General features: G+C 75.1%; 17 protein-coding genes. 8 read left to right on the top strand and 9 right to left on the bottom strand.

Annotated elements, in window-relative coordinates:
* Window positions 1-3 precede the first annotated feature (3 nt).
* On the top strand, window positions 4-771 hold the full coding sequence (locus tag ACTMTJ_RS19160; RefSeq protein WP_441218388.1) for a hypothetical protein: 768 nt from the start codon (window positions 4-6) through the stop codon (window positions 769-771).
* Between the two features lie 29 nt (window positions 772-800).
* Window positions 801-1,322 carry a pyridoxamine 5'-phosphate oxidase family protein gene (locus ACTMTJ_RS19155; RefSeq protein WP_441218386.1) on the top strand — a complete coding sequence of 174 codons (522 nt, stop codon included), beginning with the start codon at window positions 801-803 and terminating at the stop codon, window positions 1,320-1,322.
* 56 nt (window positions 1,323-1,378) lie between these two features.
* Here the strand turns inward: ACTMTJ_RS19155 and ACTMTJ_RS19150 are convergent, their stop codons facing one another.
* Together ACTMTJ_RS19150 and soxR are read right to left on the bottom strand one after the other, a co-directional pair.
* Window positions 1,379-2,470: a calcium:proton antiporter gene (locus ACTMTJ_RS19150; protein ID WP_441218384.1), complete on the bottom strand. Its 1,092-nt coding sequence runs from the start codon at window positions 2,468-2,470 to the stop codon at window positions 1,379-1,381.
* Entirely contained in the window at window positions 2,467-2,961 is a 495-nt protein-coding gene (gene soxR, locus ACTMTJ_RS19145) for a redox-sensitive transcriptional activator SoxR (protein WP_441218382.1), read from the bottom strand. The genes ACTMTJ_RS19150 and soxR overlap by 4 nt, the downstream gene beginning before the upstream one ends.
* Before the next feature lie 115 nt (window positions 2,962-3,076).
* On the opposite strand from soxR, the gene ACTMTJ_RS19140 reads away from it, so the two are divergent.
* Window positions 3,077-3,844 (top strand): AbfB domain-containing protein, encoded by a 768-nt coding sequence (locus ACTMTJ_RS19140; protein ID WP_441218380.1) that lies wholly within the window; start codon window positions 3,077-3,079, stop codon window positions 3,842-3,844.
* On the opposite strand, the gene ACTMTJ_RS19135 is transcribed toward ACTMTJ_RS19140, so the two are convergent.
* From ACTMTJ_RS19135 to ACTMTJ_RS19125, 3 genes are all read right to left on the bottom strand, one after another.
* Entirely contained in the window at window positions 3,828-4,685 is an 858-nt protein-coding gene (locus ACTMTJ_RS19135; protein WP_441218378.1) for a DUF3626 domain-containing protein, read from the bottom strand. The two genes, ACTMTJ_RS19140 and ACTMTJ_RS19135, sit on opposite strands and share 17 nt — an antisense overlap.
* A 10-nt stretch (window positions 4,686-4,695) precedes the next feature.
* Complete coding sequence (locus ACTMTJ_RS19130; protein ID WP_441218376.1) at window positions 4,696-7,491, bottom strand: BTAD domain-containing putative transcriptional regulator; 2,796 nt, start codon at window positions 7,489-7,491, stop codon at window positions 4,696-4,698.
* Between the two features lie 104 nt (window positions 7,492-7,595).
* On the bottom strand, window positions 7,596-7,802 hold the full coding sequence (locus tag ACTMTJ_RS19125; protein WP_441218375.1) for a heavy-metal-associated domain-containing protein: 207 nt from the start codon (window positions 7,800-7,802) through the stop codon (window positions 7,596-7,598).
* A gap of 384 nt (window positions 7,803-8,186) precedes the next feature.
* On the opposite strand from ACTMTJ_RS19125, the gene ACTMTJ_RS19120 reads away from it, so the two are divergent.
* Window positions 8,187-8,396, top strand: a complete 210-nt coding sequence (locus ACTMTJ_RS19120) for a hypothetical protein (RefSeq protein ID WP_441218373.1) — start codon at window positions 8,187-8,189, stop codon at window positions 8,394-8,396.
* A gap of 9 nt (window positions 8,397-8,405) precedes the next feature.
* On the opposite strand, the gene ACTMTJ_RS19115 is transcribed toward ACTMTJ_RS19120, so the two are convergent.
* Complete coding sequence (locus tag ACTMTJ_RS19115) at window positions 8,406-10,127, bottom strand: serine hydrolase (protein ID WP_441218371.1); 1,722 nt, start codon at window positions 10,125-10,127, stop codon at window positions 8,406-8,408.
* A gap of 87 nt (window positions 10,128-10,214) precedes the next feature.
* On the opposite strand from ACTMTJ_RS19115, the gene ACTMTJ_RS19110 reads away from it, so the two are divergent.
* Window positions 10,215-11,480, top strand: coding sequence for an exo-beta-N-acetylmuramidase NamZ family protein (locus tag ACTMTJ_RS19110; RefSeq protein ID WP_441218369.1), 1,266 nt, complete (start codon window positions 10,215-10,217; stop codon window positions 11,478-11,480).
* On the opposite strand, the gene ACTMTJ_RS19105 is transcribed toward ACTMTJ_RS19110, so the two are convergent.
* From ACTMTJ_RS19105 to ACTMTJ_RS19095, 3 genes are read right to left on the bottom strand one after another with little or no spacing between them, the layout of a single operon-like run.
* Window positions 11,468-11,824, bottom strand: a complete 357-nt coding sequence (locus ACTMTJ_RS19105) for a tetratricopeptide repeat protein (RefSeq protein WP_441218769.1) — start codon at window positions 11,822-11,824, stop codon at window positions 11,468-11,470. The two genes, ACTMTJ_RS19110 and ACTMTJ_RS19105, sit on opposite strands and share 13 nt — an antisense overlap.
* A gap of 48 nt (window positions 11,825-11,872) precedes the next feature.
* Window positions 11,873-12,235: a VOC family protein gene (locus tag ACTMTJ_RS19100; RefSeq protein ID WP_441218367.1), complete on the bottom strand. Its 363-nt coding sequence runs from the start codon at window positions 12,233-12,235 to the stop codon at window positions 11,873-11,875.
* A gap of 55 nt (window positions 12,236-12,290) precedes the next feature.
* Window positions 12,291-13,391 carry a cellulose-binding domain-containing protein gene (locus ACTMTJ_RS19095; protein ID WP_441218365.1) on the bottom strand — a complete coding sequence of 367 codons (1,101 nt, stop codon included), beginning with the start codon at window positions 13,389-13,391 and terminating at the stop codon, window positions 12,291-12,293.
* 180 nt (window positions 13,392-13,571) lie between these two features.
* Between ACTMTJ_RS19095 and ACTMTJ_RS19090 the strand changes: the two genes are divergently transcribed.
* The 3 genes from ACTMTJ_RS19090 to chrA are packed head-to-tail and all read left to right on the top strand — an operon-like array spanning window position 13,572 to window position 19,140.
* Window positions 13,572-17,240, top strand: a complete 3,669-nt coding sequence (locus tag ACTMTJ_RS19090) for an SCO7613 C-terminal domain-containing membrane protein (RefSeq protein WP_441218363.1) — start codon at window positions 13,572-13,574, stop codon at window positions 17,238-17,240.
* 38 nt (window positions 17,241-17,278) lie between these two features.
* On the top strand, window positions 17,279-17,992 hold the full coding sequence (locus ACTMTJ_RS19085; protein ID WP_441218362.1) for an arsenate reductase/protein-tyrosine-phosphatase family protein: 714 nt from the start codon (window positions 17,279-17,281) through the stop codon (window positions 17,990-17,992).
* On the top strand, window positions 17,989-19,140 hold the full coding sequence (gene chrA, locus ACTMTJ_RS19080; protein ID WP_441218360.1) for a chromate efflux transporter: 1,152 nt from the start codon (window positions 17,989-17,991) through the stop codon (window positions 19,138-19,140). The genes ACTMTJ_RS19085 and chrA overlap by 4 nt, the downstream gene beginning before the upstream one ends.
* The last annotated feature ends 55 nt before the right edge of the window (window positions 19,141-19,195 follow it).

The following is a 19,195-nucleotide window of genomic DNA, read 5'->3' as shown; positions in this document are numbered from 1 at the left end:
GCCATGAGGACGCGCGCCCGGCTGCTGATCGCGGCCACCGTACTCGTGGCGGTGTCCTGGCTGGTCGCCGGCGGGTGGCGGTTCGACCGCGGCGGGACGGTGCGGACGTTCGTCGTCGGCGTGGCCCTGCCGATCGTGGTGCTGTTCGGGACGATCGCGGTGATGTTGTGGACGCGCCGGGCCACGTTCCCCGCGGTCTTCGACGTCCGCGACGGCGCGTTCGTCGCACCGCCCGCACACCTCCAGGTCGCCGCGCAGACCTCGGCGGGGATCGCCCTTCCGCTGTTCCTCCTCGGTTCGCAGCTGCGCGACTTCACGGACGGCGAGGACTCGGTCCTCACCGGGCTCGCCGTGCTGATAGTCGTGCTCGTGACCTTCTTGCTCCTGCTCTCCGTGCCGTGGGTGCTGGCGTCGTTCCTCGACCTTTCCCGCGTCGAGCTGCGGCCGGACGGGTTGGGACTGTTCGACGTCAACAGCGGGTACGTGGTGCCCTGGGAGGCGGTCGCGGTGGGGCCGACGCCACGGGTGTCACGCTGGACTCCCAACCGGATCCGCCTCTCCCGGCCCGGCCTGGTGCGCAGGCGCGGCGTGGCCCGCCTGTGGCGGAAGGTGGAGAGCGCGCCGGTGCCGCAGCTGGTGGCGGTCAACCCGGTGTTCCTCGCCGACGCGGTCAACCACTACCTGCTCCACCCGGAGCACCGCGCGGCGATCGGCACGCCGGCCGAGTACGAGCGGCTCCGGCAGGCACTTTTCGCCGCGTACGACCGATGAGTCGGCCGGCCTCGGGCAGTCTGACAACCATGACCGACATCGAGCCCACCGAGACCACCAACCTCGACCGCTACGGCAACGCCCCGCTGGAGTGGAGCCGCGCCCGCGACGCGCTCGCCGGCGACCCCACCGCCGATGTCACCCACTTCCTCGGCACGTGCCGCCCCGACGGCACCCCGCACGCCGCCGGCGTGGGCGCGCAGTGGCTCGACGGCGACCTCTACTTCACCAGTAGCCCGGCCGCCCGCAAGGCCCGCGACCTCGCCGTCAACCCGCTCTGCACGATCTCCGCCCGCCTGCCCGGGATCGACCTCGTCCTGGACGGCAGCGCCGCCCGGGTCACCGACCCGGAGACGCTCGAACGGGTCGCCGCCGGCTACCGCGCGGGCGGCTGGCCGTGCCAGGTCGAGGGCGACGCGCTGACCGCGCCGTTCAGCGCGCCCAGCGCCGGCCCGCCCCCGTGGCACGTCTACCGCTTCACCTTCCACACGGTCGTCGGCGTCGCCGGTGCCGAACCCCACGGCGCGACCCGCTGGCGCTTCGCGCGCTGATCCTCTGTCTGCCCGCGTCCGCGGTTGCTCGCGCGTCGCGGCGGCGCGTCGTCTCGCTAGGGGTTGATCGCCAGGAAGATGAAGGCGGCGAGCAGCACCAGGTGTACGCCGCCTTGGAGGCGGGTGGCGCGGCCGGGCACGACCGTGAGCACGCCGACCACCACCGTCAGGGCCAGCAGCACCATCTGGGTCGGGCCGAGGCCGAGCAGCAGCGGGCCGTCCAGCCAGATCGACGCCACCGCGATCGTCGGGATGGTCAGGCCGATGCTGGCCATCGCCGAGCCGAGCGCGAGGTTGATGCTGATCTGGACCTGGTTGCGCAGCGCGGCGCGTACCGCGGCGATGGTCTCCGGCAGCAGCACCAGCAGCGCGATCACCACGCCGACGAACGCGTGCGGCAGACCGATGGCCGCGAGCCCGTCCTCGATCGACTTGGACTCGACCTTGGCCAGGCCGACCACGCCGACCAGCGCGACGAGCAGCAGCGCCAGGCTCGCCCCGGCCTTGCGCGTGGACGGCGGCGCGGCGTGCGCGTCGGGTCGCGGCTCGTCGGTCTCCACCGGCAGGAAGAAGTCGCGGTGCCGCACGGTCTGTGTCACGACGAAGAGGCCGTACAGCAGCAGCGAGACCACCGCCGCGAAGGTCAGCTGCGCCGAGGAGAACTCCGGGCCCGGCTTGCTCGTCGTGAACGTCGGCAGCACCAGGCACATCGTGGCGAGCGTCGCCACGGTGGCCAGGGCCGCGCCGGTGCCCTCGGCGTTGAACACCGCGAGCCCGGTGCGTACCGCGCCGACGAAAAGGCAGAGGCCGAGGATGCCGTTCATCGTGATCATCGCGGCGGCGAACACGGTGTCGCGGGCCAGCGACGCGGTCTCCGGTCCGCCGGAGACCATCAGGGTCACGATCAGCCCGACCTCGATGACGGTGACCGCGACCGCGAGCACCAGCGAACCGAACGGCTCGCCGACCCGGTGCGCGACCACCTCCGCGTGGTGCACGGCCGCGAGCACCGCGCCGGCCAGCGCGATGGCGATCACCACGGCGAGGAACACGCCCGGGTGGCGCCCCCACACGGCGGCGAGCAGCACGGCGGCGGCCAGCGGCACCGAGGTCGTCCACGAGCGGAGCGCGGCCAGGACGCGGGTCACTGGATCACCTTCAGCTCGCGTCGCGGGTGTGCCGGCGGGTCGGCGGACGGCCCCAGCCGGTGCGGTCCCGGACCGCGCGCGCCGAGCTCGTCTTCGGGGTTGAGGAGCTGGCAGACGGTCATCGACAGGCAGCCGCAGCCGATGCAACCGGTCAGCTCCCGCTCCAGCTGCTCGATCTCGCGCTTGCGCTCCTCCAGCTGGGTGCGCCAGCGGCGGGAGACGCGCTGCCAGTCGCGGACGGTCGGGACCGTCTCCATCGGCAGGGTGGCGAAGACCTCGCGCACGTCGGCCAGGCCGATGCCGAGCCGCTTGGCGACCAGGATCAGTGAGATCCGCCGGATCATGTGGCGGGCGTAGCGGCGCTGGTTGCCGGACGTGCGGTGGGCGGCGATCAGGCCCATCTGCTCGTAGTAGTGCAGCGCGGAGGCGGCGACCCCGGTGCGCCGCACCACCTCGCCGATGGCGAGCGCGTCATCCGGCTCCTTCGACACGTGAACCGACGCTACCAGCTTGATCTCAAGGCGACTTGAGCTTGCGTGTAACAAATACTGGTCACAAAGCGTCGGTAATGACAGAGTATGCCGAGTGTTGGGGAGGTCTACACCCATGAGGACGGCAGTGCGCCGGCACGCCCGCACGCTTCCGTGGCAGGGTCGCGCCGCGCTGGTGGCCCTGGCGATGGTCGGGCTCGTCGTGTTGGGCGCCAGCATGACCAGCGGCGACGACCTCCCTCCGGCCGCGCTGGCGCAGACGCCGCCGGTATCGGAGGACGCCGGCTACTGGCCCACGGCACCCGCGCCGCTGACTCCCCGTCCGTCGCCGCCGACCGCGCCGTCCACGAGCCCGGACGGCGGGCGGACCGCGCCGGCCCGGCCGCCGGTGAGCGTGCCGGCGCGGGTGACGCCGGTGCCGCCCACCACCACCCCGAGCGCGCCGGCGCTGAGCCCGGGTACCCGGGTCGGGCTGGAGCCGGTCACCGCCCCCGGCTTCCGGGTGCGGCACCGCGACTTCGTCGGCCGGATCGACCGCATCGGCGCGGGCAGCCCGTCGCTGGACCGGGCCGACTCGACGTTCGCCGTGCGGGCCGGCCTGGCCGACGCGCGGTGCGTGTCGCTGGAGGCGGTCAACTATCCGGGGTTCTACCTGCGGCACCAGGACTTCGCGATCCACCTGCACCGGCGCGACAGCAGCGCGATCTTCGCCGCGGACGCGACCTTCTGCGCCGGGGCGGGGCTGGCCGGCCGGGACATGTCACTGCGGTCGTACAACTACCCGGACCGGTACCTGTACCACGAGCGCTCACGGCTCTACATCGCCAGGGCGAGCGGCGCGGCCCGGTCGGCGATGACGTTCGCGGTCAAGGGCGCGCTGTAGGGCTCATCTCCGGGCTGCCGAACCTCGCCACGTAGTGCCAGACGCGTTTCAGGGCCTGCTCGTCGTACCGGCCGGTGCGCGAGGCGTCGCCGACCGCGGCCGGGTCGAGGCGGCCGTCGCGGGCGATCCGCTCGCCCAGCCGCACGAATTCCGGACCTCGGTAGTCCGGATGCCTGCGCAGCTCGTCGACGGTGAGCGCGAATCCGCCGTGCCACTCGACCGGGCAGCCCAGCTTGCCGGCGAGCTCCTCGACCCGGGTGCCCCGGTAGCAGGGGTCGAGCACCAGCGCCTCCACGTCGCGGGCGAGGTCGAGCGGGCCGTGCACGTGCGCCTCGACGTAGTCGTCCAGCGGCTCCCGGTCGTCCGCCTCGGCCATGGCGACCAGCGTCGACACCCGCGACGCGACGCCGAAGTGCGCCGGCTGGAGGTGGCTGTCCGGGTAGCAGAAGGTGGTGCGGGCCAGCGTGGCGGCGGCCAGGCGCAGGTGCGCCGAGCCGAAGCGGGGTGAGCCGCCCACCGCGCGGCGGCGGAAGTTGAGCGAGCCGTACTTCGGGCGGTCGGCGGCCGGACCGGTGTTGTAGACCCGGGCGAAGATGCGGCTCTCCCACAGCCACCGGTCGCCGCCCTCGTACGCGGTCAGACCGCCGTTGCTGGTGCCGGTCTCGAACTGCGACCGGTAGCGCCCGTCACGCGCCATCGCCTCCAGGATCGGCACGCCGTCGGGGCCGCCCACGAGCCGGTCCGGGTGGAAGTGCAGGGTCACCCGGTGGGACGGGTCGGTCGCCGCACCGGTCGCGAGCGACGTGACGTGGGCGATCGCGAGCTCGTGGGGCAGGGGCATGCGGCAAGTATCAGCCGACGCCCAGCTTGGCGCGTACCGCGTTCGCGGCCGGCTCGCCCATGTCGTCGAGGATCGCGAGCGCGTCCCGCCACGAGGCGCGGGCGCCCGCGCGGTCGCCGATCGCGTCCTGGGTGTCGCCGATCCGGGCGAGCGTGTTGGCCTCGCCGCACCGGTGGCCGATCATGCGGCGCAGGTCGAGGGCGTGCCGGTACGCGGCCAGGGCCGGCCCGTGCTCGCCGAGCCGGTGCCGGATGTAGCCGAGGCTGTCCCAGGTGGCCGCCTCCGCCACCCAGTCGCCGGCCTCGCGGGCCAGCGCGGCCGCCCGCTCGCAGTGCGCCAGGGCCTGCCGCAGGTCGCCGACCTGGGCGTGGCACCAGCCGGCGGAGTTGAGCAGCCGGCCCAGCCCGGCCTTCGAACCGGCCGGCGCGTACAGCTCCATGGCCCGCTCGGCGTGCCGCAGGGCGGAGTGGTGGTCGCCCTGCCGTTCCAGCACGGTGGAGAGGCTCTGGTGGGTGCGCACCTGGCCGACCTGGTCGTTCAACCTGAGGTAGAGCTTGAGGGCTTGCCGGAGGTGGGCGTGCGCCTCGTCGTAGCGTTCCAGGCGGGTGTAGGTCAGCCCCAGGCAGCGGTGGGCCCGCGCCTCCTCGGCGTGGTCGCCCAGCCGGCCCGCCGCCGCGAGCGCGGTGCGCAGCGTGGCGACCCGGTCGTGCCAGCGGCCCTGCCAGTGCAGGAAGTCGGCCAGCGACCAGGCCAGCTGCCAGGCGTGCGCGTCGAAGCCGCCCTCGCCGGCCAGCCGCACCGCGCCGAGCAGCGCGGGCCGCTCGGCGTCCAGCCACGCGAGCGCGTCCTCGCGCTTGCCGAACGGCTCGGCCGTGACCCCGGGCGCCGGCGGCACGACCGCGATCGGGTCGCGCAGCGGTTCGATGAGCAGGGCGGCCGCGGCGGCGGTACCCAGGAAGTGGTCGAGGAGGCGGCGCAGCGCGGCCCGCCGGTCGGCCGCGGTGTCGTGGTCGTCGAGGAGCTCGGCCGCGTACGCGCGGAGCAGGTCGTGGAAGGAGTAGCGGCCGGGCGCGTGCTCGGTGAGCAGGTGGGCCCGGCACAGCTCGGCCAGGACCGGCCGCACGCTCGCGCCGGGGACGCCGGCGAGGCTGGCCGCGGCGAGCGCGCCGACCTCCCGCCCGGGATGGATGCTGAGCAGCCGGAAGAGCCGCTGCGCGGCGGGGCCGAGCCGGCAGTACGACCAGGAGAACACGGCCCGCGGGTCGGTGGCCGCGTCGGCGCTGGCCAGCGCGTCCAGGCAGGTGCGAAACTCGCCCAGCTCGGCGGCGAGCGCGGCGAGGCCGTGCCGCGGCGAGGTGGTGGCGCGGGCCGCCACGATCGCGAGGGCGAGCGGGAGGCCGGCGCAGATCGCGAGGATCCGCTCGGTCGCCTCCGGCTCGGCGGCCACCCGGTCCCGGCCCAGCCGGCCGGCGAGCAACTCGCGGGCCTCGCCGTCGGTGAGCACGTCGAGCGTTACCGGGTACGCCCCCTCGGCGACGAGGCCGGGCAGCTGGTGGCGGGTGGTGACTACGGCGACGCTGCCGGGCGCGCCGGGCAGCAGCGGGCGCACCTGCTCGGCGTCGGCGGCGTTGTCCAGCAGCACGAGCACCCGCTTGCCGGCGACCAGGCTGCGGTAGAGGCCGACCTGGGCCGGCAGGTCGGTGGGCACCGCGGTCGGCGGGGTGCCGAGCGCCTCCAGGAACCCGCGGACCGCCTCGACCGGCCGCAGCGCGTGCCCCGACGGCCCGAACCCGCACAGGTCGACGTACAGCTGCCCGTCCGGGAACTGGCCGGCCGTCCGATGTGCCCAGTGCACCGCGAGCGTGGTCTTGCCGACGCCACCGCCGCCGGAGATGACCGCGATCGCCGTCGCCTCGTCGGCGCGGCGCGCGACCGCGTCGAGGCCGGCGAGGCTGGTGGCGCGGCCGGAGAAGCCCCGGATCGCGGCGGGCAGCTGGCGCGGCACAGGTGCGCTCGCGACGCCCCGACCGGCCGGCCCGCGCAGCCCGGGGTCGCCGGCCAGGATCCGCCGGTGCAGGTCGCGCACGCCGGCGCCGGGCGCGACGCCCAGCTCGTCGGCGAGGGCGCGGTACAGCCGCCGGTACGCCTCCAGCGCGTCGGCCTGCCGCCCGGCGCGGTACAGGGCGGTCATGAGCTGCTCCCAGAACCGCTCGCGCAGCGGGTGCCGCGCGGTCAGCTCCCACAGCTGGCCGACCACCTCGCCCTCCGCGCCGGCGGCGAGGTCGAGGTCGATGCGGCGCTCCACGGCGGCCAGGTAGCGGTCGAGCAGCCGGGGCCCCTCCACCCGGTCGAGCCAGGCGGCGCGGATGCCGTCGAACGGCGCGCCCCGCCACAGCGCCAGCGCCGCCACCAGGCTGGCCCGCTCCCCGGCGTCGTCCGGCGCGGCGGCCGCGGCGTCCAGCAGTCCCTGGAACCGCAGGGCGTCCACCTGGTCGGCGACCAGCACGTAGCCGTCGGCGCGGGTGCGGATCGCGGCGGTGCCGAGCGTGCGGCGGAGCCGGGTGACGTACAGCTGCACGCTCCGGCGGGCGTGGTCGGGCTGCTCCTCACCCCACACCGCGGTGGCCAGCCGGTCCGGCGGGACCGCCCGCCCGGCCGACATCGCCAGCACCGCGAGCAGCGCCTGGAGGCGGCCGGTCGCCACCCGCACCAGCCGCCCGTCGAGTCGAACATCCAATGGGCCCAGCACACCGACGTGCAGCGTGACGCTCACGTCGGCGGGTCCCCGTACCCCCGTGGCACGCATGTCGTCCCCCTGGCTCCTCTGCCTGCGTTGGCTTTCCGGAGCGCCTGGCCACGACGTAACCAGGACGCGACTTCATCCCTGTTTCACGGGCGCTTCGCCGCTGGTCACGGCCTCAGCCGGAACCCGGCCTCCGCGACGGCGGCGCGGACAGCGTCGCGGTCCAGGGGCTGTTCGCTGGTCACCGTCGCGGTGCCGGCGGCCAGGTCGACGTGTACCTCCGTCACGCCCGGAACCCGCTCGAGCTCGGCGCCGACGGCGGCGGCGCAGTGAGGACAGACCATGCCCTCGACGGTGTATGTCGCGGTCGGCATCTCCCAGCACCTCCCTTGTCACTGTCAAGATACCGGTACGGGGTAGGGGTATGCAATGGGGACGGACGTGTGTCACAGGACACGAAGAGGCCGCAAACCGGACACGTGCCGTCCACCCCGCGCGGTTAGCTTCCGGGAACTGGGTTCCACAGGTGGGGGAGGGCCGCGGTATGGACGCGCTGGATCGCCGTCAGTTTCTGAAGATGGTCGGGGCACCCGCGGTCGACGCGGCGCTGCCGGCCGGCCTCGACAAGGCGCTCGCCATCCCGGCGCACAGCCGCACCGGCTCGATCGAGGACGTCGAGCACGTCAACGCGTCCAGGAGGCTTGGTCGTTTCCGTCCGCTGCCGCGGGGTACCAGAGCGCGGAGCGGAGGTGGTCGTGGTGGCGGCGGAGGACGAGCGGGACAGGTTTCCCGACGCGCCGGCGGATCGCGGGCAGGACACCGATCAGCCGGACGAGAGTGCCGACCGCGAGCCGATCGGGCCGCTGCCCGGAGTGGCCGGATCCGGCAACCCGAGCGGCGCGCGTGCCGGCGAGGACGGCAGCGTGATCCCCACCGGGCCGCCGGACCCCAGCGTCGGACCGGACTGATCGCGTCGGTCAGCGGCGGGCCTCGACCCAGCGGTCGAGGACGAGGCGGCTGGCGTCGGCGCCCTCGCCGGTGAAGAGCGGGGCGCCGCGGCCGAGGGCTAGGACGCGGTCGACGTACACGCCGCGGCCCTGGGAGTTGACGTCCGTCGTGTAGGTCCAGCGGACCGCGGTCGTGCCGTCGGGGATGGCGGCCGTCGCGCGCCACCAGGTGCGGCCGCCGTAGCCGGTGACCATGCCGTCGGCCGACCAGCGGTCACCGCCGCGGCGCAGGGTGAGCGGGAGCGGGGACCACTGTGTACCGTCCACTGTCGACTCGACGCGGACGGTGTCGACGCGGGGTTCCGTGTCGTACCACAGGTCGAAGGAGAGGGTGCCCGACGTGGCCGGCCGGCGCAGCGGCGCGGTCATCGTCGCGGTGGCCGCGTCGCCGGGGGTGGCGCGCCAGGCGGCGCGGGACGGGGGGCGCACCGGCGTCGCCTCGCCGAAGTCGCGGACGACCGCGCGCCGGGCCGGGTTGTTGCCGCCCCAGCCGCGGTCCGGGTGCACGCGGTTGCTGAGCAGGATCACGAACGAGTGCGAGAGCGGGTCGACCACGATGGACGTTCCGGTGAAGCCGGTGTGGCCGAAGGAGACCGGCGACGCGAGCGGGCCCATGTACCAGTGCTTGTTGAGCTCCAGGCCGAGGCCGCGGTCGCTCTCCGGGTAGGACGGCTCGAGGGCGGCGTTGTAGTTGACCAGCATGGCCCGCACAGTCGAGCCGCGCAGGACGCGCCGGCCCTTGTACTGGCCGCCGTTGAGCAGCATCTGGCAGAAGACGGCGAGGTCGGCCGCGGTGGAGAAGAGGCCGGCGTGGCCCGCGACGCCGCCGAGGCTCCAGGCGTTCTCGTCGTGCACCTCGCCCCACACCATGCCCCGGCCGGCGTACGGCTGGTACTCGGTCGCGGCGATGCGGGAGCGCAGCGACGCGGGCGGGTTGTAGGCGGTGTCGACCATGCTGAGCGGCCGGGTGATCTGGTCGCGGACCAGCACGTCGAGGGTGTGACCGGTCACCCGGTGCGCCAGCTCGCCGAGCGCGATGAGGCCGAGGTCGGAGTAGACGTACTGGCCGCCGGGCCGGGCGCCGGTGGCGAGCGGCGTGGCGACGGCGGCGGCCAGGCGGGCCTCGGGCGTGGGGTGGCTGCTCCACAGTGGAAGGAACGCGGGCAGCCCCGAGGTGTGGGTGAGCAGCATGCGAACGGTCACATCGGCCTTGCCGCCGGCCGCGAACTCCGGCAGGTAGCGGGCCACCGGCGCGTCGAGGTCGACCCGGCCGGCCTCGACCTGGCGCAGCACCACGACGGTCGTGAAGAGCTTGGAGATCGACGCGAGGTCGAAGATCGTGTCCTTGCGCATGGGGATGCGCTCCGCGGGCGGCAGCTCCTCGCCGACCCGGCCGGGCGGCGGGCCCACCGCCGTGTACCGCACCGCGTCGCCAACCGCGGCGTGCTGCACGATCACGCCGTCCTTCGCGGCGAGCACGACCGCCCCGGCGTACGTGGGCCAGTTCGGATGGTCGGGCGTCGGCACGAGGTAGGCGGCGGCGTCGGTGACCATCCGGGCGATCGGCGCCGCGTCGAGGCCGACCTGGGCCGGCGTGCCCCGGCGCAGCGTGTCGTGCGCGAAGTGGACGTCGCCGGGGGTCACGCTCGGAGCCAGGGTGGTGACGGACGCGAGCAGCAGCTCTTTCCACATGCGCCCCAGGATGGAACTAATTTTCGGACGATTCAAGTATTCAGGAGATTCTTGCCACCTATCGAGCGATGGGACTACGTTACGAGGATGCGACGCCGTCACGTTCTCGCGGGCTCGGTCGGCGCGGCCGGCGTGCTCGTCACCAGTTCACCCGCGGCGGCCGGTGATCGCCACCCGGTGCGCACCGGGCTCGACCGCCTCGTCGAGAGCCGCTGGGCCACGCTCGCCGGGCAGCGGGTCGGCGTGATCTCCAATCCCACCGGCGTCGACCGGCGCTACCGGCACCTCGTCGACCTCATGCACGCCAGCGGGCGGGTCGACATCGCCGGCGTGTTCGGGCCGGAGCACGGCTTTCGCGGCTCGGCGCAGGCCGGCGGCAGCGAGGGCACCGGCGTCGACGCGCGCACCGGCCTGACCGTCTACGACGCGTACGGGGCGAGCCAGGCCAAGTGGGAGCAGCTCTACGCCACCGCCGGCGTCGACACCGTGGTCTTCGACATCCAGGACGTGGGCGCCCGCTTCTACACGTACATCTGGACCCTCTACGACGCCATGGTCGCCGCCGCCCGCGCCGGGCTCCGCTTCGTGGTGCTCGACCGGCCCAACCCCGCCGGGGGTACGGCGTACGGGCCGATGATGACCGCCGGGTACACGTCGGGAGTCGGCAAGAAGGAGATCGTCCAGCAGCACGGCATGACGGTGGGTGAGCTGGCCCGCTTCTACAACGGCGAGTTCCTGCCCGCGGAGGCCGGCGCCCGGGTCGAGCTGGAGGTGGTCGCCTGCCGGGGCTGGCACGGCCGCCTCATGGCCGCCGACACCGACCTGCCGTGGGTGCTGCCCAGCCCCAACATGCCCACCCCGGACACCGCGCTGGTCTACCCGGGCACGTGCATGTTCGAGGGGGTGGCGTCCATTTCGGAGGGTCGCGGCACCACCCGCCCGTTCGAGCTGGTCGGCGGCCCCGAGCTCGACCACCACTGGGGCGACCGGCTCAACGCGCTGCGGCTGCCCGGCGTGGAGTTCCGCGAGGCGTACTTCACGCCCACGTTCAACAAGTTCACCGGTGTGCTCTGCGCCGGCGTCGAGGTGAAGGTCACCGACCGGCGCGCGTACGACCCGGTCCGCACCGGCGTGGCGATGCTCGCCGAGGCGAGGCGATACCCGTCGTTCGCGTGGCGGGCGGACGCGTGGGATCCGCAGCGGCCGTACTGGATCGACAAGCTCACCGGCTCGCCCCGGCTCCGCACGATGCTCGACGCCGGAGCGAGCGTCGACGAGGCGGTCGGCGCGTGGCGCGCGGAGCTGTCCGCGTTCACCGCGCGCCGCCGCCCCTACCTGCTCTACCCGCGCTGACGGGACACCCGGTCCACCGCGTCCCGGTACTCGGGGACCGGTGACATCGCGGCGGCCAGGCGCAGGTGCGGCAGCGCCTCGGCCGGCCGGCCCAGCCGCTCCAGGGTGCGCCCGAGCACGTGGTGGCTGTAGTGGTCGCTGGGGTCGCGCTCGACCAGCACGCTCAGCTCGTCGCGGGCCCGGTTGAGCTGGGCGGTGGCGAAGTAGGCGAGCGCGAGCTGGAGGCGCGCCTCGGCGTTCGCGGGCTCGGCCGACACGATGGGTGCGAGGATGCGCGCGGCGCTGGCCGGCTCTCCCATCCGCATGAACAGCAGGCCCCGCCGATACTCGTCGAACATGTTCACGAAGTGGGACAACGCCCCGGCGGCGGCGCCGTATTCCGCCGCCGCCACCTACCCGGGCGGCTCCCAGTAGGCCTCCACGCGGTGGCCGTCCGGGTCGAGGACCTTGACGGCCACGTACGCCGGCTCGTCGTAGCGCTCGAGGATCTCGACGCCGCCGGCCTCGAGGTGGACGAGCAGGGCGCGCACCCCGTCCGGAGCGGGCCAGCGGAATCCAAAGTGGAGGAACGCGGGCGAGGGCTCGACCTCGTCGACGGTGTGCAGCGCGAGGTCGAAGCCGGCGGCGTCGCGGACGATGACGGTGCCGTCGTCGTACACCTGGGCGGTCGCGGGATCGAACCCGAAGTAGGCCGCGTAGAAGCGCACGCTGCGCTCGGCGTCGCGGACCGGCAGCCCGAGATGGTTCAACCGCACCGCGCCAGGCTACTCCGGTGCCCGGCACGCGGGCACCGGAATAACCAAGGACCATTTAGGACAGGAAGCTGCCGTACGGGCCGTTCAGGATGTTGTTCTTCTGCGCCTGGCTGAAATGGGTGTTGGGGTAGTTGTAGAACGACGCGGACATCGGCGTGCCGTCGGTCGACGTGGAGTCGGGCAGGCCGAACGCGTGGCCCAGCTCGTGCACCATGCCGCCGTACCAGCGGTTCATGTTGCCGCCGATGCCGGCCGCGCCGTCGGCGTCGTGACCGCTGAGGATCACCCAGCCGCTGCCGCCACCGCCGCCGGAGCACGAGGCCTCGGCGCTGATCTCGCCGACGTTGATCCAGCGGCTGTCCGGCGCGCGCAGGTTGAGCTTGCGCATCAGCTCCTGCTGCATGTTGAAGACCACCCACCAGTAGCACTCGTTGCCGTTGGGGGTGTTCTCGTACCAGGAGCGCGGGTGGTCGCCGTCGACGACCTCGACGACCGGGTTGTTGAGCGTGAACGTCTTGCCCAGCTCCTGCCGGTAGTAGCGCTGCGCCTCGCGCATCACGTTGGCGATGCCGTCCGGGTAGCGCTGGTCGTACGCGACGTCGGTGGGCTTGAGCCAGTACACCCGGATCGTCTTCTCCGGCGGTGTGCTGCCCGGCGGCCGGGTCGTGGGCGCGGTGGTCGGCGGCCTCGTCGTCGGCCCGCCGGTGGTGGGGCCGGTGGTCGGCGTGGTGCTGCCGGTGCAGGTGGTGCCGTTCAGCGTGAAGCTGGTGGGCACCGGGTTGGTCGAGTTGTTCCACCCGCCGTTGAAACCGAACGAGGTGCTGCCGTTGGTGGCCAGGCTCCCGTTGTAGCTGGCGTTGACGGCGGTGACCGCGCTGCCGCTCTGCGTCACGGTGGCGTTCCAGGCCTGGGTCACGGTCTGACCGGCCGCGTACGACCACCGCAGCGTCCAGCCGGAGAGCGGGTCGCCGAGGTTCGTGACGCTGACGTTGGCGGTGAAGCCGCCCGCCCACTGCGAGGCGACCGTGTAGGCGACCCGGCAGCCGGTGGCGGCGAACGCGGTGGTCGCGGTGGCGACCGCGGCGCCGGCCGATCCGACGACGAGGGCGGCGAGGGCGGCGGTGAACAGCCTGGTGCGGGCTGGTCGTCGGTGCATGTGTCCTCCGGGGGGAATGGCCGGCGGATGCCCGCCGGCACGGCAGAGTGCCGTCACGTCCCGCCCGGTGACGCGAGGCGACCAGGGCCGATCTTCCCTCGGGATTAGATGGCTGTCAATCCGTAGGGCTTGAGTACGCGCACTCTGTGCCGAGTGGGGGCGGGTTGGCAGGATGCGGCTATGACGACGTACCCATGTCCGGTGTGCGGAGCGCCCGCGGACCTCACCGCGGGGTGCGGTGGCTGCGGCCGCGCGCCCGACCCGCGGGCCGCCGAGGTGGTGCGGCTCAACGCGGAGCTCGCCGCGCTCGCGCCCCGGGTCCAGGAGGCGCTGGACGCGTACACGGCGCTCGCGGGGGAGTTCCGCGCGCTCCGGGAGCGCCGGGACGGCCTGGCGATCGGGGTACGGCAGTCGAGGGTCGACGTGCGGGCCGGGACGGCGGCGCCGGCCGCGGTCCTCTCTCCCGCGCCGGCCGCGGTCTCCGCTACGGCGCCGACTCCGGTCCACGCTCCCGCGCCGGCCGTGCGGCCCGAGACGCGGCCGGTCACCGTGCAGAACCTGCTCTTCGTGCTCGGCGGCCTGCTCGTCGGCGCGGCGGCCGTGGTGTTCACCGGCGTGGCGTGGGCGACGTACGGGGCGGTCGGCCGCTCGGTCGCGCTCGGCGTGGTCACGCTCCTGGCGCTCGCCGTGCCGCCGCTCGCCGCGCGGCGCGGGCTGCGCGGCACGGGGGAGACGTTCGCGGCGATCGCGATGCTGCTGGTCGTGCTCGACGGGTACGGCGCCTGGTACGTCGACCTGTTCGGGCTCGGCGGGGTGCCCGGCGCCGGCTACGCGGCCGGCGTGTGCGCGGTCACCGCCGCGGTCGGCGTCGGGTACGGGCTGGCGACCTGCCTGGCCGCGCCCCGGTTCGCCGCGCTCGCGGCGATCCAGCCGGTGGCGCCGCTGCTCGCCGCCGAGTGGGAGGCGGGTGTGCGCGGCTGGTCCCTCGCCTTCACCGTGACGGCGGTCGCGAGCCTCGCGGTAGCCCGCCTGGCCGGCCGCGAGCTGCGGGTGGTGGCATGGGCGCTGTACGGGTGCGGACAGGTGCTCTCAGGGGTGTCCGCCCTCGTCGCGCTCCTCCAGCCGGGCCCGGTAGCCGTGCCGGCACTGGTCGGCGGGGCGGCGCTGCTGTCCGCCGCCGCGCTGGTCGCCGCCGGCCGGCTGGCCCGCTCCGCTCCACTGCGGACGGTCGCGGCGGCGGTGGCCGTGCTCGCGCTGGGCGGCGCGGTCGTCCGGCCGCTCGCGCAGCTGGCCCCGTCGGTGCTCCTGGTGGCCGCCGCGGCGACGGTGCTGGGGCTCGCGCTGGCCGCCCATCTCGCGCGGCGCCCGCTGACCTACCCGGACGCGCTCGGTGCCCGGATCGGTGCGGTGGTCGCGGTCGCCCTGCTGGCGCCGGTGGCCGCCGGCATGGCCGCGGCCAACGCGCTCGGCACCGTGGCGGCGTCGCTGCCGGCCTGGGAGGGCGGCTCCGGCACGGGCCCGCCGTTCGACTGGCAGGTGCCGGCCGCGGTCGCGCTCGCCACGGCGGCGCTCGCGCTCGCCGCGCCGGCCGGCTGGCGCCGGGGGATCGCGGTGGCGGGTGCGGCCGTGGCGCTGCTCGCGCTGCCGGTGCCGTGGTGGGCCCTGGTGCCATTGGAGCTGGCAGCCGCCGCGGTGCTCGCGCTCGGGCTGCTGCCGGCGAGGCCCGCCTCCCCGGCGGCGACCCCCGAGGCGGCGCTGGCGGCAAGGCCCGACGTGGCCCCCGCGGGGCGGCCTGATGTGGTCCCGGCGGCGCGGCCTGATGTGGCGCCGGCGGCCCGGCCCGACGTGGCCCCAGTGGGGCGGCCCGATGTGGCGCCGGCGGCGAGAGCCGCGGCGCGGCGCACGGACTGGCGGGTGGCCGCCGTCGCCGGTCCGGTGGCCGCGGTCCTTGCCGGCCACGCGATCCTGGTCAGCCTCATCCGGCCGTGGTCGGCCACCGCCGCGCTGGGCACACTCGTCGCGATCGGCGTCGCCGCGCTGGCGCTCGCCGAACGGACCGGCGCGCGCGTGCCGTCGCTCGGCAACCCGACCGGCGTGATCCCGCCGGCGTTCGGCGACCGGGCCGGCGTGATCCCGCCGGCGCCCGGCGCGCGCGGCCGGGCGAACGGGGTGGACATCGTGCGGCGGGTGGCCTTCGGGGTCGGGCTCGTGGCGTGGCCGGCGGCCGCGGCGTGCGGCGTCTTCGCGGGCGGTGCGGCGGAGCCCTGGCCCGCGCGGGCCGGTCTTGTCGCCGCCACGCTCCTGCTGCTGCCGGTCGCGGTGCTGGGTGGCCGGGCGGCCCGGCCCTACGCGGTCGCCGCCCTGGCGGTCGCCGTCACGGGAGCCGCGCTCTGGCCGGACCTGGCCGGCGCGGGCGACCCGACCGGGCTCTACCCGGCGCTCGGGCTGCTGGTGCTGGCCACCGCTTACCGTGCGGTCCGGCCCGCGGACGGCGGGTCCCGGGCCGGCGGCCGTGGCGCGGGTCGCGGCCCGACGAACGGCCGGGAGTCGCTGGTCGCCGCGGCCGTCCCGCATGGCCTCGTGCTGCTGGCCGTCCTCGTTCCACTGTCCTATGTGCTCTTCCTGGAGCCGTTCCGGTGGCTCGGCGACATCTGGAACGGTGCGCCGGCCGATGCCGATCCAGGGCTGCCGTCGGGCGGGCCGGCCGCCGTGCTGCTCCTCGCCGCCGCGCTGGCGCTGGTCGGGTGGCGTGCGGCGGCCGTGCTCGCCGGACTGGTCGGGGTCGTCGCGGTCGTCGCCGCCGCCGAAGCACCGTGGCCCGTGGTGCCTGGCGCGTCGCTCGCGCTGGGCACGGCCGTCGTCCTGGCGTTCACGCTCCGGCGTGGCGGCCGGTCGTACGGCGTACCCATCGGATGCCTGATGGCCGCGCCCGGACTGGCTGGCCTGCTGCCGACGGAGGCCGCGACGCTCTCCGGCCTGGGCTTCGTGGTGGTGGCCGCGGCGGTCGTGGGAGCGGCCGGCGCGACCGAGGCGGTGCGGACCGGGGGCTGGCTCGCGGCCGTGACCGCGGGTGGCGCGTTCGCGATCGCGGCGACGCTGGCGGGCGGGCAGCCCTTGGCGCGCGGCGCGTACCCGTTGCTCGGGGTGGCCGCGCTGGCGCTGGGCCTCGTCGTGCTGCCGCGGTTGCGGGGCCGAAGGATGGAACGTGTCGCGCTGGACGCTGCGGCGCACGCGTCGGCCGCCGTGGCGCTGGTGTTGACGATCGGGGAGGCGCGGCACGCGGCCGCCGTCTGCACGCTGTGGGCGGCCGCCGTCGCGGCGCGGGCCGTCGCGCCCGGGGAGACCGCCCGCCGCGCGCTGGCCCTGGTCTCCGGCGGGAGCGTGCTGCTGGCATGGTGGCTGCTGCTGACCGCGGAGTCGGTCGCGCTCACCGAGGCGTACACGCTGCCGGCCGCCGCCTTCGCGCTCGTCGCCGGGCACGTCGCGCTCCGCGCCCGGCCGGCGATCGGCAGCTGGGTCGGCTACGCGCCGGGGCTCGCCGTGGCGCTGCTGCCCAGCCTCGCCTCGATCCTCGTCGCGGACGGCCAGGGCGTGCGCCGCCTGCTGCTGGGGCTCGGCGCGCTGCTCGCCGTGCTGGCCGGCGCTTACGAGAAGCGGCAGGCGCCGCTCGTGGTCGGCGGGGGCACGCTTGTCGCGGTCGCGCTGCACGAGGTCCTCGTGTGGGACCTGCTGCCCCGCTGGGCCTACCTGGCGGTCGGCGGCCTCGTGCTGATCGCGGTCGCGATGACCTACGAGCGGCGCCTGCGCGACCTCCGCCGCCTGCGCGGCGCCATCGCCCGCATGACCTAGCAAGATCTATAAAACCAGCTTGACGTATCGTCTGGCCCATGGGTGAGCCGCCGATCTTCCTCGCGTTGGCGGGGCACCCGGTGCGGTGGCGGCTGCTGTCCGCCCTGGCCCGCGGCGACCGGCGGGTCGACGAGCTGACCGTGCTGGTGGGCGAGCCGCAGAGCCTCGTCTCCTACCATCTGGGGCGCCTGCGGGCCGCGGGCCTGGTGTCCGCGCGGCGCAGCGCCGCCGACGCCCGCGTCGCGTTCTACACCGCCGACCTGGCCCGGTGCGGCGCGTTGCTCTCCGCGGCGGGCGCCGCGCTGCACCCGGCGCTCGCGCTGGTCCCGCCGCCACCCGGCCACGGCGCGCCGCCGGGGGCGGTCCTTTTCCTGTGTACCGGCAACAGCGCGCGCTCGCAGATGGCCGAGGCGCTGCTCCAGCGGGCCCGGCCGGGGGTGCCCGTGTTCAGCGCCGGCAGCCACCCCAAGCCGGTCCACCCGGACGCGGTACGGGTGATGGCCGAGCGGGGGATCGACATGTCGGGGCGGCGGAGCAAGCATCTGGACGAGTTCGCCGGCAAGCGCTTCGGGCACGTGGTCACGCTGTGCGACAAGGTCCGTCTGGTGGCGCCCGACTTCCCGGGCGAGCCGGAGGTCGTGCACTGGAGCATCCCCGACCCGGCCCGCGAGGGCCTCCCGGGCTTCGCCCGCACGGCGGACGAGCTGACCGTCCGCATCCACTACCTGCTGCACCGCGTGGAGGCACGTTGAGCAAGGCCGTGGGGCTGGCCACCGTCCTCAAGGAGTGGGGGCGGATCGGGTGCATCGGGTTCGGCGGGCCGCCGGCGCACATCGCGCTCCTGCGGCAGCTCTGCGTCGAGCGGCGGAAGTGGCTGGACGACAAGGCGTTCGAGGACGCGGTGGCCGCCTGCAACCTGCTGCCCGGCCCGGCCTCGACCCAGCTGGCCATCTTCTGCGCCTGGCACGTGCGCGGCCGGCTCGGCGCGGTGGTGGGCGGGATCGCGTTCATCGGGCCGGGCCTGGCGGCGATCCTCGCCCTGTCGGCGCTGTTCCTGGCCGGCAAGCCACCACTGTGGGTGGCCGGCGCTGGAGCCGGCGCGGGTGCGGCGGTCGCGGCCGTGGCCGTCCACGCGGGCATCGGCCTGATCCCACCGAGCTGGCGACGCGCCGACGGCCGCGCGCGCTGGGTCGCCTACGCGGCGCTCGGGCTGGCCGGCGCGGCCCTGCTCGGCCCGTGGCTGGTGCTCCTGCTGCTGGCCTGCGGCGCGGCCGAGGTCGGCGTGCGGCAGGCCAGCCGGCGCACCGGCACGACCGCCGGCGCACACCTGACCCCGCTGCTGGCCGCGGCCGTGATCGGCGGCGGGGCGCTGCTGCCGCTGGCCTGGGTGGCGCTCAAGGTCGGCGCCCTGTCGTACGGCGGCGGCTTCGTCATCATCCCGCTCATGCAGTCGGACGCCGTGCACCGCTACGGCTGGATGACCGACGGCCAGTTTCTCAACGCCGTCGCGCTCGGCCAGATCACGCCCGGCCCGGTCGTGCACACGGTCGCCGCGGTCGGCTACGCCGCCGCCGGCGTCGGCGGCGGCCTGCTCGCGGCGGCGGTCGCGTTCAGCCCGTCGTTCGCGTTCATCCTGCTGGGCGCGCACCGCTTCGACCGGCTGCGCGGCAACCCGGGGGTACGCGCCTTCCTGGACGGTGCCGGCCCGGCCGCGATCGGCTCGATCCTCGGCTCGGCGATCCCGCTCACCCTGGCCCTCACCGAGCCCTGGCAGTACGCGGTCACGGTTGGCGCCGCCGTCCTGCTCCTCGCCGCCCGCCGCGGCGTGGTGACCACCCTGCTCTGCGCGGCGGCGGTCGGTGTCGTGGTCGCCCTCGCCGGCGGCCCACTCCCGACGTGACCGGGAACGCTTCGGACCAGGGTCGCCGCCGCGTCGAAGCCGCGGTTTCAAAATC

It is taken from the genome of Phytohabitans sp. LJ34 (assembly GCF_052068095.1).
Taxonomy (GTDB): Bacteria; Actinomycetota; Actinomycetes; order Mycobacteriales; family Micromonosporaceae; genus Phytohabitans.
This window is presented reverse-complemented; position numbering and strand designations above follow the sequence as displayed.

Excerpts from the sequence above, each read along its gene's own strand:
- ACTMTJ_RS19160 (WP_441218388.1), top strand. The coding sequence starts at position 4 with ATGAGGACGCGCGCCCGGCTGCTGATCGCGGCCACCGTACTCGTGGCG.
- ACTMTJ_RS19155 (WP_441218386.1), top strand. The coding sequence starts at position 801 with ATGACCGACATCGAGCCCACCGAGACCACCAACCTCGACCGCTACGGC.
- ACTMTJ_RS19140 (WP_441218380.1), top strand. The coding sequence starts at position 3,077 with ATGAGGACGGCAGTGCGCCGGCACGCCCGCACGCTTCCGTGGCAGGGT.
- ACTMTJ_RS19135 (WP_441218378.1), bottom strand. The coding sequence starts at position 4,685 with ATGCCCCTGCCCCACGAGCTCGCGATCGCCCACGTCACGTCGCTCGCG.
- ACTMTJ_RS19130 (WP_441218376.1), bottom strand. The coding sequence starts at position 7,491 with ATGCGTGCCACGGGGGTACGGGGACCCGCCGACGTGAGCGTCACGCTG.
- ACTMTJ_RS19125 (WP_441218375.1), bottom strand. The coding sequence starts at position 7,802 with ATGCCGACCGCGACATACACCGTCGAGGGCATGGTCTGTCCTCACTGC.
- ACTMTJ_RS19115 (WP_441218371.1), bottom strand. The coding sequence starts at position 10,127 with ATGTGGAAAGAGCTGCTGCTCGCGTCCGTCACCACCCTGGCTCCGAGC.
- ACTMTJ_RS19110 (WP_441218369.1), top strand. The coding sequence starts at position 10,215 with ATGCGACGCCGTCACGTTCTCGCGGGCTCGGTCGGCGCGGCCGGCGTG.
- ACTMTJ_RS19095 (WP_441218365.1), bottom strand. The coding sequence starts at position 13,391 with ATGCACCGACGACCAGCCCGCACCAGGCTGTTCACCGCCGCCCTCGCC.
- ACTMTJ_RS19090 (WP_441218363.1), top strand. The coding sequence starts at position 13,572 with ATGACGACGTACCCATGTCCGGTGTGCGGAGCGCCCGCGGACCTCACC.
- ACTMTJ_RS19085 (WP_441218362.1), top strand. The coding sequence starts at position 17,279 with ATGGGTGAGCCGCCGATCTTCCTCGCGTTGGCGGGGCACCCGGTGCGG.